At 62.4% G+C, this 13,387-nt stretch carries 9 protein-coding genes and 1 pseudogene; 9 read left to right on the top strand and 1 reads right to left on the bottom strand.

Going from position 1 to position 13,387, the window contains the following annotated elements:
* Positions 1–292: 292 nt before the first annotated feature.
* The 6 genes from tssL (at position 293) to X742_RS152625 (ending at position 11,807) form a co-directional block, all read left to right on the top strand.
* Positions 293–1,777 (top strand): type VI secretion system protein TssL, long form, encoded by a 1,485-nt coding sequence (gene tssL / locus X742_RS152600; RefSeq protein ID WP_023772855.1) that lies wholly within the window; start codon positions 293–295, stop codon positions 1,775–1,777.
* Positions 1,778–1,799: 22 nt separating this feature from the next.
* Positions 1,800–5,363, top strand: a complete 3,564-nt coding sequence (tssM, locus tag X742_RS152605; RefSeq protein WP_023772854.1) for a type VI secretion system membrane subunit TssM — start codon at positions 1,800–1,802, stop codon at positions 5,361–5,363.
* Between the two features lie 195 nt (positions 5,364–5,558).
* The gene (locus X742_RS152610; RefSeq protein ID WP_245273969.1) at positions 5,559–6,314 is read left to right on the top strand and encodes a protein phosphatase 2C domain-containing protein; all 756 of its coding nucleotides are present in this window, start codon (positions 5,559–5,561) and stop codon (positions 6,312–6,314) included.
* The gene (locus X742_RS152615) at positions 6,301–8,874 is read left to right on the top strand and encodes a serine/threonine-protein kinase (RefSeq protein WP_023772851.1); all 2,574 of its coding nucleotides are present in this window, start codon (positions 6,301–6,303) and stop codon (positions 8,872–8,874) included. The genes X742_RS152610 and X742_RS152615 overlap by 14 nt, the downstream gene beginning before the upstream one ends.
* 108 nt (positions 8,875–8,982) lie before the next feature.
* Complete coding sequence (locus X742_RS152620; protein ID WP_023772850.1) at positions 8,983–9,393, top strand: DUF1036 domain-containing protein; 411 nt, start codon at positions 8,983–8,985, stop codon at positions 9,391–9,393.
* On the top strand, positions 9,390–11,807 hold the full coding sequence (locus X742_RS152625) for a M23 family metallopeptidase (RefSeq protein WP_023772849.1): 2,418 nt from the start codon (positions 9,390–9,392) through the stop codon (positions 11,805–11,807). Before X742_RS152620 ends, X742_RS152625 begins: the two co-directional genes overlap by 4 nt.
* 164 nt (positions 11,808–11,971) lie before the next feature.
* Here the strand turns inward: X742_RS152625 and X742_RS1000000175760 are convergent.
* Positions 11,972–12,127: pseudogene (locus tag X742_RS1000000175760) on the bottom strand (IS630 family transposase); the annotation flags it as partial.
* A gap of 253 nt (positions 12,128–12,380) precedes the next feature.
* Between X742_RS1000000175760 and X742_RS1000000175755 the strand changes: the two are divergent.
* From X742_RS1000000175755 to X742_RS152635, 3 genes are read left to right on the top strand one after another with little or no spacing between them, the layout of a single operon-like run.
* Complete coding sequence (locus X742_RS1000000175755) at positions 12,381–12,581, top strand: hypothetical protein (RefSeq protein WP_023772847.1); 201 nt, start codon at positions 12,381–12,383, stop codon at positions 12,579–12,581.
* Entirely contained in the window at positions 12,497–13,075 is a 579-nt protein-coding gene (locus X742_RS1000000175750; protein ID WP_348524175.1) for a caspase family protein, read from the top strand. The genes X742_RS1000000175755 and X742_RS1000000175750 overlap by 85 nt, the downstream gene beginning before the upstream one ends.
* A gap of 11 nt (positions 13,076–13,086) precedes the next feature.
* A complete protein-coding gene (locus X742_RS152635) occupies positions 13,087–13,380 on the top strand; it encodes a hypothetical protein (RefSeq protein ID WP_023772845.1) in 294 nt (97 codons plus the stop codon).
* Positions 13,381–13,387 lie beyond the last annotated feature (7 nt).

The following is a 13,387-nucleotide window of genomic DNA, read 5'->3' as shown; positions in this document are numbered from 1 at the left end:
GCTTCGGGGAAGCGTTGCAGCCGACGAAGATACCTCTTCGGCGCGCGGTATCCAGTTCCAATCAAGAGTTTCCGGGATTACGATCGCATACGACAATTGGCCAAGCGGGTAAGGCTGATCGACCTGGGGGTCTGGGGCAAATGTCATCTTACGGCGGGATAGTAACGAGTAGCCGACCGTCTTCAAGACACTGCCCTGACCGGCAGGGCCTGCCCCTGCTTTACCTGACCGCGAACCGCTCTGCGCCTGTCCGGCGAGATCGCGGGCGCCACGCGCGGACGGACGACCGACGATGAGCTCGAAGGACGATCCTTTCGGCCCGGCGGGCAAGACCGTCATTCGCGCCACGCCACGGCGTGAGCGAAAGCCGGCGCCCGTCTCCGAGGAGCCCGTCACGGATGGTGGGCAACCCTCGCCGATCAAGGAATCGACCGTGTTCGATCCCGGCGTCGGCCGGCATACACCGCCGGGTTGGACATCCGGGACCATGCTTTATCAGGGAACTCCCGCGGCGGCGCCGACGTCGGCTGTGCGGCAGGAGGTTCTGCTCAATGTCACCGACAGTGTCCGATATTCCGCGGCAAACCCGATCCTTGCCGCGGCCGCACCGTTGCTGATGCTGTTCGGCCAGTTCAGGCTTGTCCCTGTCGAGAGACAGGCGAGGCCGCTGGCCGAACATGTCACTGAGGCGATCGACACGTTTGACAGGGCACTGGAGAGAGCAGGTGTTGCCGAAGAGGATGCGCGGATTGCGAAATTTGTCCTCTGCGAAACAGCCGACGATCTCATCGGTAACTTGCCCTGGCCAACCAAAGACGCCTGGGTGCAGCACAGCATGTTGTCGCAGTTCTTCCACGTCGAGCCCAACGGCACGGGCTTTTTCGAAGTGCTGAACAAGATCCTGGCCAGCCCGGAGGCGCACTACGATCTGCTCGAATTGATGTATGTTTGCCTGTCGCTGGGGTATGAGGGCCAATATCGAGGCCTGACGCGCGAAGACACCAATCTCGAACGCGTTCGGCGCGACGTCTACGAAACGCTTCGCTATTTCAAACCTCGCGCCGACGAGGACATTTCGCCCCGCTGGCAGGGCTTGGCGGCGACGATGACGCAGTCTTCGACACGCCTGCCGCTCTGGGCCGTCGCGGCAGCGGCGTCGGCACTGCTGACGGCGGCGTTCTTCACGTTACGGGTCTTCATCACCAATGAGGGCGATGCCACCGCTGGCGAGTTGCTGGCCCTCAACCCATCGACTCCGATCGCCATCGAGCGCGCCAGCGTGGCGCCGTTGGAGGAATCGGTGAAGGTCACCCCTCCCGCAGCCACAACCACGCAGATCGACCGCATCCGCTCGGCACTGGCCAAGGACGTCGAAGCCGGCGGGCTGACCGTCGGCACGAAGGGCAACTTCATCGTCCTTGAAATCAACAATCTCGTGCTGTTCCAGTCCGGCCGGGCCGATGCGAAACCAGAGTTCCAGCCCATAGCCGCTGATATCGCAGCCGCCCTGGAACCCGAGCGCGGACCGATCAGGATCGTCGGCCATACGGACAACGTGAAGCCGCGAAAATCGAGCCCGTTCAAGTCCAACTTCGACCTGTCCGTCGCAAGGGCGAAGGCCGTCGAAACGATGATGGCTCCGAAATTCCGCGATCCCTCGCGACTGACCGTCGACGGCAAGGGCGAGGACGAGCCGATCGCCGACAATGCGACGCCGGAAGGCCGCGCCAGGAACCGCCGTGTCGATGTGATGATCGCCAAGGAGGAAACATTGTGAGCAAGGTCGGTTGGAAGCGCCGATGACGCGTTGGCTGCCGCGGATATTCAGCATGATCGCGCTGGCCGGTTTTTCGGCGGCAGTGTGGTTTGCCGGACCTTTGGTCCGCTTCGCCGACAGCCGTCCTCTCGGGCCTGCGTGGCTGCGCGCGACAATCATCGGCGTGATCGTCGCGGCCCTGGCGCTCTTCTATGGATTGCGTTTCTGGCGGATGCGCAAGGCGCAAAAGGCGCTGGAGACGGCCGTTGCCCGCAACGACGACAGGGATGACGATTCGCGGTTGCTCGAGACGCGGATGAACGAGGCGATCACCGCGCTCAAACGGTCGAGCGGCAAGCGCAACTTCCTCCATGAAATCCCTTGGTACATCATCATCGGTCCGCCCGGCGCAGGCAAGACAACGGCACTGGTCAATTCGGGCCTGAATTTTCCGCTGGCCGGTTCGGGTGACACCCAGCCGGTCGCTGGCGTTGGCGGAACACGCACCTGCGACTGGTGGTTTACCGACCGGGCCGTGCTGATCGACACCGCCGGACGCTACACGACGCAGGATTCCAATGCCAAGAGCGACAGCAAAAGCTGGCTCGCCTTCCTGTCGCTGCTGAAGAAATACCGCACACGCCAACCGATAAACGGCGTCATCTTGGCGATCAGCCTTGCCGATCTCATTGGCCTCGACGACCAGCAGCTTGACGCCCACGTCGTCGAGATACGCAGCCGTCTGCGGGAAATCCATGAGACGCTGAAAATCCAGTTTCCGGTGTATCTGCTTTTCACCAAGGCTGATCTTGTTGCCGGGTTCATGGACTATTTCGGCGGTTTCGACGAGCCACGCCGGCGCAAGGTCTGGGGCGCGACATTCCAGACCGCCGATCGCACAAAGAACATGGCCGCCGAGACCCCGGCCGAATTCGATGCGCTGGCAAAACGCTTGGTCGATGAGATGCCCGACCGCCTTCAGGAAGAGGCTGATCCAGTCGCGCGCATATCGGTCTTTGGCTTTCCGGCGCAGTTTGGCGCGCTGAAGGGCCGAATTGCGAGTTTTATCGACAGCCTGTTCGATCCGACCCGCAGCCAGGTGAATGCCAGCCTGCGTGGGCTCTATTTCTCGTCAGGCACCCAAGAGGGAACGCCCATCGATCAGGTGTTGGGTGCGATCGGCCGGAGCTTCGGCAGCAATTCCCGCGCCCATCTGTCGGGAAGCGGCAAAAGCTTCTTTTTGCATGATCTGCTGACGGGCGTCATTTTTGCCGAATCCGGATGGGTTTCGTACGACAAATTGGCGGTAAGGCGTGTGGCGATCGCCCGGTTTGCCGGACTTGGCGTCATCGCGTTGATCGCCGCGGCGGCTCTCGGAACGCTCGCCCTGAGCTTCACCGCCAACCGGTCGCTGATCGCCTCCACCACGCAGGCCATGGGCCAGTATCGTACGACGGCGGACACACTGCTCAAAAGCACGGAGGTGACCGATGTCGATCTCGAAAACGTCATTGGCCCGCTCGATCAGCTGCGCAATCTTCCGGCCGGGTTCGAAACTGGCGACGCGCCGACACCGATCGAGGAGACACTCGGCCTCAGCCAGCGGGAGCGACTGCTTTCGGCATCGAAGACAGCCTACCGGCAGGCCCTGGAACGCATGTTGCGATCACGCCTGCTGATCCAGGCCGAGCGGACGATCCAAGCCAAGATGGCCGATCCCGCCGCGCTCTACGAGCCGTTGAAAATCTATCTGATGCTTGGCGGCAAGGCACCGAAGGTCGACGACGCGTTGATCGTTTCGTGGATGAAGCAGGATTGGGAACAAAACCGCTATCCAGGCGAAAACAACCGAGAAGGACGCGAGCAGCTCGAAAAGCATTTGCGGGCCATGCTTGCTCTTGACGACGCCTATGATCCGGTTTTCGAACTCAACCAGCCGCTCATCGAAGCCGCTCAGCGCTCGCTCGGGCGCATGAGCCTTACCGACCGCGCCTCCGCATTGATCAAGTCCGCGGTTTATTCGGCAGCGCTGGATGATTTTTCCGTTTCCGTCAAAGGCGGCCCGGAAGCGCGGCTGCTGTTCGAGCGTGTCGATGGCGGCGATCTGTCGGGCCTGCGTGTTCCCGGCCTCTATAGCTGGAACGGCTTCAACCATTTTTATCTCGGACAGCTCTCACACATTGCGCAGATGCTCGTCGACGACCAATGGGTGCTTGGCGGCGGCGGTGAGCAAGGCGGCATCGATCAGGAGTTGCTCAAGCTCGGCCCCGAACTTCTCGATCGTTACGGCAAGGAGTTCGCGCTAGCGTGGAACAGCGTTCTCGACGGGTTGAAATTCAAAGCGATGCTGAAGGACAAGCCGCACTATGTCGTGCTTTCCGCCGTCGCCTCGCCCACCTCGCCGATCGAACAGCTGTTTACGGCGATCGCCGACGAAACAGCGCTGACGCGCGACGCTGCTTCCGGACAAGACACGAGCACCGGGGTTGAAGGAGGCACGGTTCAGGGCCAGTCTCCAGACGCAGCAAGGATGGCCAAGGGTCTGGCTCGCATCGGCATACAAATCACCACCGGAAAATCGCAAAGCCGTGCCGGCACGGGATCGGCAGCAGCGCAAAACCAGAGCCCCGGGGCCAACATCGAAGCGCAGTTCAGGTCGTTCCAGGCCCTGGTGAGCGGCCCTGCCGGACGCCGCCCGATCGATGCCTTGACCCAGAATTTCCGCGACATCTACCAGAGCCTGCAACTGGCTGCCGACGTGCCTTCGCAGACGGAACGCGTCAACGCCAATCTGCAGCTGCAGATCGCCACCCTTCGTGCCAATTCCTCGCGACTGCCCAAACCACTCGCCAGAATGGTCAATGCGACGGCGGACGAGTTCGAAGGCAACGTCGCCGAGACGTCGGTGGCCAATTTGAACCAGATGCTCGACCAGACGGTCACGGCTCCGTGCGAGGCCGTCGTCAACGGCCGCTATCCGTTCTCCGGTAATGGCGCCGAGGACATGGCGATGGCGGATTTCGCGAAATTGTTCGCTCCGGGCGGGCTGATGGACCGGTTCTTCGCGCAAAATCTCGCATCGCTGATCGACATGAGCAGTCAGGACTGGAGCTGGAAGCAGGATGCGCGCTTCGGCCGCGACCTGTCGAAATCGACGCTGAAAAGCTTCCAGCAGGCGGCCGAAATCCGCAGCGCGTTCTTTCCCCAGGGCGGTTCGGCGCCCGCGATCAGCATCACCTTCACGCCGTTCTCACTGCATGGCGATGCCGATGCGGCAGTGCTCGACGTCGATGGTCAGACCGTCCAGAGCAGCCAAGCGGGCAACGCCCCAAGCACCGTGACCTGGCCGAGCGGCACGGCCTCAGGGTCCGCCAGCTTGAGCCTGACGCCGGAAATGCCGGGCCGCGAATCCGCCATCAAGTTCGAGGGGCCGTGGGCGCTGAAGCGGCTGCTGGACAAGGCAACCGTCACCGGCAACGACAGCAATGTCGAAGCACGCTTCGTAATCGGCGGCCGGGACGTCGCCTATACGATCCAGACTGGTTCCGGCCCCAACCCCTTCTTGCTTGCCGCACTTTCCGGATTCAGCTGTCCGAAGGCATTTTGAGATGGGCTTCGAACTCTTCAGCGCGGTGACACCCTTTATGAGCCGCGGGCGCCCAGACCTTAATTTCGATACTCTAATGGCCGAGCCTGTGGCAAAGTGGCGCGAGCGAGTGCCTGGGAGCGCGCCGCAGAGGACGCCTAAGAAGCGCTTGGTGGCAAGTTGAGCGATGTCGCCCTTCCCTTTGAGAGTTTCGGCGTGAGCCACAAAGGCTGTGTGCGCGAGCACAATGAGGACAGCTATCTGCTTGAGCCACGTACCGGCCTTTGGGTGGTGGCCGACGGAATGGGAGGGCATGAGGCCGGAGAGGTCGCCTCAGCCAGCATTGTCGACCATCTAGCCACGATCGGCATCGCAAGCTCGGCTCCGGACCTTCGGGCGCGTTTCGAGGACAGGCTGAGCCGGGCAAATGCCGAAATCCGCAGCATATCGGAATCGCGCGGCATAACCATCGGCTCGACGGTCGCCGCCCTGCTGGCGATGGACGGACGGTTTGCCTGCCTGTGGGCGGGCGACAGCCGGGTTTATCTGATCCGCAACGCCGCGATCTCACAGATTTCGAAGGACCACACCGAAGTGCAGGAACTCTTGGATCGAGGCATGATCAGCGCGGCCGAGGCGCTCACCTGGCCACGCCGCAATGTCATCACGCATGCGGTCGGCGTCAGTGACGACTTCGTCATCGATTTCCAGCAGGGCGAACTGAAGCCGGGAGACATTTTCGTGCTGGCCACCGATGGGCTGACGGCACATGTCACCGACGCCGAGATCGAGGCCGCTGTGGTGTCGGCAACACCTCAGGCGGCCGGAGAAAACCTGCTGGAAACGGTTCTGGCGCGAGGCGGAACGGACAATGTCACCATTGTGCTGGTAAAGATCGGAAACGGGCGCAATGGACAATCATCCACCCTGATCTGTCCAGAGCGGAGGGCCGAGGCTGATGAGCGCCGATGACAAGACGCGAATATCGCCGCAGGTGGCCAACACCGCCGTCGGTACGCAGCTCAGCGGCATCTACGAACTTGACGAGCGGATCGCATTCGGCGGCATGGGCGAGGTCTATCGCGGCCACAACATCCAGACCGGCGACCATGTCGCGATCAAGATCGTCCTGCCCGAGTTTGCCCGTGACCAGACGATCTTGTCCTTGTTCCGCAAGGAGGCCTCGATCCTCAACCATTTGTCGCATGACGCGGTGGTGCGATACCACGTCTTCACCATCGATCCCGGAATCGGCCGTCCCTACCTTGCCATGGAATTCGTTGACGGCGAGTCGCTGTACGACATCATGCGGCGTGGGCCGATGCCGACGGAAGAGGTGCGCAAGCTCTGCCATCGCCTCGCATCCGGCCTGAGCGCCGTGCATCAAGCGGGAGCAATCCATCGCGACCTCTCGCCCGACAATATTATCCTTCCGGGGGGCCGGGTCGACCGCGCAAAGATCATCGATTTCGGTATAGCGCGATCTGCGACCGTAGGCGGGGAGACGCTGATCGGCGGAAAGTTCGCCGGAAAATACAACTATGTTTCGCCCGAACAGCTGGGGCTGTACAGCGGCGACGTCAGTGAACAGTCCGACATCTACAGCCTTGGGCTGGTGCTGGCTGCCGCTCTGCGCGGAAAGCCGATCGACATGAGCGGATCGCAGTACGAGATCATCGAAAAGCGCCGCACCGTTCCTGATCTCTCAGACATCGACGACGATTTTCGCGACACTGTCGAAGCCATGCTGCAGCCGGATCCGCAAGACCGGCCGGTCAGCATGGCTGATATCGCCAGGATGACGCGCGACGAAGACGAAGCAACAACGCCGCCGCCATCCAGGATACCTCGCGACCGGCCGGCTTTGCCAGCGGCGGGACATACCCTTGTTCCTGATCCCCGGGCACAGCCCCAGCCATTCAATGTCGCCGGACAGAGCGCGCCTGTGGCAACGGGCCCGGGCGAGCAACGCTTCGTCCCGCATGTCCGGCCCGCGCATTTGTCCGAACCGCAGCCTTCGCCGGTCGCCCAGCCGTCGCGTGCGCGCGTCGCGGCGGATCTACCTGGAAAATCCATGAAGGCCCGAACCATCGCGATCGCTGTCTTGGCGGCGTTGACTGTCGCCTCAGGTGCGGGCCTTTATCTGAGCGGCTTCATGACGCCGGCGACGCCGTCCGCCGGCAAGACATCGCCTTCACCCGAACCACCAAATCCTGCAGCGGAAACGTCAAAGCCTATCGCGGCGGACAAAGTCGCGAACGACCTGCAGCCGGCAAGGCCGGTTCCGCCAGAGCAGCCGGAAGCCAACGTAGCGCCGGCCGAAAATCAACCAGCAGCAGAGGCAGCTCAAAAGCCGCGGCCGGCCAAGCCCGCCGAAGCCCCCTCGCCGGCCTCGGAACCCCCGAAGCCGCCGGCAATGGAAGCGCAACCGCAAACAGAGGGGAGCGCGCCGCCGGCTGAAAGCCAGGCAGATGCAAAGCCGGTACGAGCGCCCGAGCCAGCGAAGCCCATTGCTCCCTCGCAAACCCAGGCCCCCCTGAAGCCTTCCGCAACGGACGCGCAGCCTTCGGAAAAGACAGCGCCGGCAACCCAGCCGGATACGATGGCCAGCAACAATCAAACGTTGGCTCCGGCACCTGAGGCGACAGCTCCGACCCCGCCAGCCGAGAAGGTCTCAACGCCGCCGCCGACCCAGCCGAAGACTGTGGAGGCCGTAAAGCCCGAGCCGCGGATCAACCAGCCGGCGGTGCCCAAGGCGGTCGTACCAACGCCCTCTGCGAGCCAGGCGGATGCCGCGAACGCCGAAGGCCAAAACGCCTCGTCACCGCCGGCCAAAAAGCCGGACCAGGCCGTCGTCGCCTTGAACGTGCCCAAACCGGCGATACCCCCGGTCGTCGACGACATCGCGCAACGTGTCTCCTGGGTTCGCGACTTCGGCGGCGGCGACTGTTTCTACGCCAACATGACGTCGTCAACCGACAAGGCCGCCGCGATCGAAGGTTTTGGTCCGGCGGTCCAGCCATTCGAACGGATGCTGGGTGATTTCCAGGCTAAATTCCATGTCGAGCCGGACATCAGCGTCCGCCTCATCGAGCCGAGCCAATGCGAAGTCACTAACTTTCTGCGCTTTCTGGGGCAGACCGCGGCCGACAAGCCGCAGCTTGTTCTCGACCGGACATCGGTGCCCGATGGTACGCCGATCAGCGGCACGCTAGTGACGCACGGGGGGCTGATTTCCAGCGTGCTGCTGATCGATCACAAGGGCATGGTGTTCAATCTCGACGACCGCATCGTCGCACAATCCGACAAGGCTACCTTCAGCATCCCGATTGGCCTCGGCGCCGCCGACAAGGTCGCCGGGAAGGCCGTGCCGCAGATCATCATGGTGATCACGGGGCCACAGGATATCCAGGCGGCAGCGTTCTCGACGCCGACGCCGGCTGCGGTGCTGCTGCCCAAAATTCTCGAAGAGATCGAAACCGACGGATCGCAATTTTCAGCCACTGCCAAGTACTTTCGGCTCGGCGGATAGCATGAGCGCCCGATGGAACTCCGCCACGCGCGTTTGCCTCACTCGTCTGCCGGCTTGCCCGTAAGGCAGCGCGATCCAGCTCGAGCCCTGCTCGCCCTGACAGGCCGGATGAAGCTTGCCGTCATAGCGGGAGCGGCATTGCTGGCCGTGCTGGCGTCCAGCGAAGCACACGCCGAATTCACGGTCTGCAACCAGACACTCGATGTCGTCAATCTCACCGTCGGCCAGAAGGTCGACAATGCCGACCAGACCGACGGCTGGTGGACTATTGGCGCAAATCAATGCGTGAACGTCATCCGCGAGGAACTGACAAACCGCTACATCTACATCTACGCGACGGACGTCTTTGGCCATGCGATCCTCACCGGGTCGACCGAGATGTGCATCGAGCGGCGGCGTTTTTCGATCCGCGGCATCGACGAATGCTGGCAGCGCGGCCATATCGCGGCGCAATTTCTCGAAGTCGATACGCTTGAACAGGTGCGGTGGACCTTCTTTCTGACCGGAAGCAATCCGTGACGCACAGTATCGACACCAGCTTCAGAGAGAAAAAGCAGGCGCGCGCCGCGCTGCGCAGGCGCACGCTTTGGCGCAGGCTCATTGCCGGTTTCGCTGTAATTGTCCTGCTTTCGATCGCCGCCGGTTTCTACCTCACGGCGGACTATTGGTCGTTCGGCGACGAAGACGAGGAGTTGCACGCGGTCGAAGGCGCGGACGACGTGCCGGCCGATGCATCCGTCTATGTGCCGGCCATTATCGATCTGGCGGGAGACCCGATGTGGATCACGCTTGCGCCCGATGCCGACACGGCAAGCAAGGGCCATGCAGTAGTGCGCCCGGCCGAGCTCGACAGTTCCGGCGCCTCGCCGCAGATCGAGATCCGCTCCGACGTGATGCTGAGTGCCAGCGAAAAGTTCATGACGACGATCCCGTCGACGCAGGAGGACTTCGCGTTCTTTCAGGCACAGCGGCGCACCGCTCCGACATCTCCGGCGGCCGCCGCACCCACTGACCAGACCGCTCCGCCTGCCCCGGCGGCGGCACCGGACGACCAGCAGGGCGACCTGGATAATGACCTGGCGGCACCCGATGCGAGCGAAGCCCCGGCCGGCTCGATGCCCAAGCCGGATGCCGACGACCCGGAGGCAGGATGGGGAGAGACCATCGATCAGGGCGAGGCAGCGCTGCCCGCCTTCAAGAAGACCCAGATAGAGAACAATACGACCGTCACGACCGAGACCAGCGAGTACCAGCGCTTCGAGGCGACCGAAGACACATTCGTGAAGATCCTCAACGACCGCAGCCTGGACAGCGTCGCCGTCGACGCGCATTTCTCCGCCGACGACGCCAAGCTGGCCGGTGAAGCGCTGAAGACGCTCTTCAACCGGGACGGTCTGGAACCGGGTTATGTCATTGCCATGCGCGGATTCCGGCCGAACCGCGAGACGACGACGATGTCGCTCATGCAGGTGTCGATCTACGCCAAGAACGTCTTTGTCGGCACGCTGACGCGCAACGCCGCGGGCGCGTTCGTGTCGGGTGTCGATCCCTGGGTTCGCGAGGACCTGTTCAACTATTCCGGCACCGATCAAGGCGGGCCCAAGCGGCAATACCGCCTGCTCGACGCGATCTATTCGACGGCTGCGCGCAACAAGGTTCCAACCGGCGTCATCGGCGAGGCGATCATGTACCTATCGCGAGGACAGGACCTCGACGCTTTCGCCAGCGAGGACCAGCGCCTGGTGCTGATCTACTCGCAGACGCCGCGCGGCAAGGACGAGACGGCCGGGCGGGTCCTTTATGTTGGCGTCCAGGGCGGTGAGAAGACCATCGACTGTTTCGTCTTCCAGCAGAGCGACGGCCAGTTCGCCTGCGTCACCGGCAATGACGAGGTGCGTTCGCTGACTGTCGCCAACGGCATGGTCACGCCGGTGAACGGGGTCATGACCTCGACCTTCGGCCCACGCAAGCACCCGATCCTCGGCGTCGTTCGTATCCACAAGGGTGTCGACTGGGCAGCCCCTGTCGGCACGCCGATCATGGCGGCCTTCGACGGCGAGATCAGCTTCCAAGGCGATGGCGGCAGCTATGGCAATCTGGTGAAGATTTCGCATGCGAACGGGCGCGAGACGCGCTACGCGCATATGCAAAAATTCTCCATCGCGAGCGGCGTCGGCACCAAGGTGAGGGCCGGCGACGTCATTGGTTATATCGGCACCACCGGGCTTTCGACCGGCCCACACCTGCATTTCGAACTCTACCAGAACGGCGAGGCGATCGATCCGCTGGGGACGGTCACCACGGTCGCCACCTATGATACTGGCAATTCTGGCGATTCCGGCGATGTTGCCGTCGAAACGCTGACTGAGCGTATCGTTCATGTCGAAAGTGGCGGCAGCGCCCGCGCCAAGAACCCGAATTCTTCAGCGACCGGCGCTGGCCAGTTCATAACCAAGACCTGGATCCGGATGATGAATACCTACCGTCCGGAGCTTGCGCGCACACTGTCGACCGCCGACCTCTTGGCTTTGCGCTACGACGCCACGATCTCGCGTGAGATGGTGCGCAATCTGGCGCGCGAAGGCGAAGCCTATCTGCGGGCGCGCGGTCACCAGATCACTGCCGGCCGGCTCTATCTCTGCCATTTCCTGGGCATGGAAGGCGCGCATCAGGTGCTGTCGGCGTCGGGTTCGGCGCAACTAAGCGCCGTGCTGGGGTCGGCCGTCATCCAGGCCAACCCGTTTCTCACCGGCAAGACAGCCAGTTATGTGGTGGACTGGGCCGAAAGGAAGATGGGCCAGAAGCTGAGCCGTGTGGCCACCGACGCCACCCCGCCACCAGCGACCACGGAGATCCGTCAGACATCGGCGGAGTTCCAGAAATACAAGCAGGCCGTCACCGCCCTCATCAGCTCGATTCAGACCACGCTTTGAACCTGCCCGTCACGACATCAGTCTGTCAGCCACTTTTGGTGTTGCCTATGCCAGCTTTTTTGGGGACTTTTGTGAACCAAAACCGCGGTCAAGATCACATACGCTCAGGAGCTAATTTTGGCACAGGCGACGCAGTCGCTGACGAAACCTAGAGCAGAATCTGATCACTCAGGCTCGTATCCTGCGGCGCAGAAGTAGTTTGAGCACTCCTCGGCGGTGAAGCGTGGCAAGGCGTCGCGGATTGCGTCCCAAGGCTCGGGGATGTTGCGTGCGGCGGCTTTCCTGAGGATCGACTTCAGCTTGGAGAAGGCATTCTCGATTGATGGTGTGGATGGCTCCTGCTCCCGGCGTAGCATTGCGCCATAGTTGGGATGTTGTCGTCCCGAGCAAAGGNCACGACGCTCTTCCGATCTTCCGATATGGCTCTAACCATGCCTGCTGGCCTCCATACCCAGCCGACATGATGAATCAGATATTCTCCCCGATGGGAATCCCTCGCGATTCCATCAGGTCAGATTATGCTCTAGCTGCGCAGACATCAACACTGCACCCTGGCGGATAGAGGGCTGGTCCATGAAAGCGTTCGCGGTTTTTCTGAGCGGGATTATCCTGTTCTTCCTTGCCGCCTTCGGCGCCGAGGCCGCCGCGCCTGACGCCAAGCGCGTCGCGCTGGTGATCGGCAACAGCAAATATATCAATGCGGTTGCCTGCCCAATCCCGCCAACGGTGCCCACCTCATCGCATCGACGCTGCACAATGCCGGGTTCGAGGTGATCGAAGGGGTCGACCAGGACAATGCTGGAATGCACAGCCTCATCAGCCGGTTTACCGAGCAAGCCTACGATGCGGACCTCGCGGTCATTTTCTATGCTGGTCATGGCATGCAGGTCGACGGCAAGAACTACCTGATACCGATCGACGCCGATTTGACGTCGCCGGCCTATCTCAAGACCCGGACCATCCAGATCGACGATTTCATGGCTGCGTTACCGCCCGACCCGGCGATTGGCGTCATCATCCTCGATGCCTGCCGCGACAATCCGCTGGCAAGGACGCTGGCGGCCTCGCTGCCGAAAAGCCGCTCCACCTCACTAGGCGCCGGCCTGGCGCCGGTCGAAGCAAAATCGGACGGCGTCGGTACGGGCGGCCTGCTGATTGCCTATGCTACGGATCCGGGCGCCATCGCCTTCGACGGCGAGGCTCCCAGACCCGTCAGGCGATCGGTATCTGGCAAGCCAAGAGCGGTCTGCCGCAAACCACCTATCTGACGCGCGAGCAGTTGGCGTTCCTCGTGATCCAGACAGATCCGATGATGGAGGCCGTGCGTGCCAGATATGCTGCCGATCAAGCCCGGGCGGCGCAGCCAAAACAGCAGGTGGTGCAGAAGGTCCGCTCGCTGGGGCCGGTGGCACTGAAACCCGGCAAACAGCGGCAGATCGCCCACAAGTGGCGCGACCGCGAGATCATAGTGCAGCAGGATGATCGACCGCCGCCGCGCGACGACAACAGCTTCCTCGCCAAGGCGCTAATCTTCGGCGCCGGTGTGGCCGTGGGTAGCGTACTCAAGCAGTGAGAGCCCC

The sequence above is a fragment of the Mesorhizobium sp. LNHC229A00 genome (genome assembly GCF_000502415.1).
Classification (GTDB): domain Bacteria; phylum Pseudomonadota; class Alphaproteobacteria; order Rhizobiales; family Rhizobiaceae; genus Mesorhizobium.
Note: the sequence above shows the minus strand (reverse complement) of the source record. Positions and strands in the feature narration are given on the sequence as shown.

Coding starts and splice junctions, on each gene's coding strand:
- tssM (WP_023772854.1), top strand. CDS start 1,800: ATGACGCGTTGGCTGCCGCGGATATTCAGCATGATCGCGCTGGCCGGT.
- X742_RS152615 (WP_023772851.1), top strand. CDS start 6,301: ATGAGCGCCGATGACAAGACGCGAATATCGCCGCAGGTGGCCAACACC.
- tssL (WP_023772855.1), top strand. CDS start 293: ATGAGCTCGAAGGACGATCCTTTCGGCCCGGCGGGCAAGACCGTCATT.
- X742_RS1000000175755 (WP_023772847.1), top strand. CDS start 12,381: ATGAAAGCGTTCGCGGTTTTTCTGAGCGGGATTATCCTGTTCTTCCTT.
- X742_RS152620 (WP_023772850.1), top strand. CDS start 8,983: ATGAAGCTTGCCGTCATAGCGGGAGCGGCATTGCTGGCCGTGCTGGCG.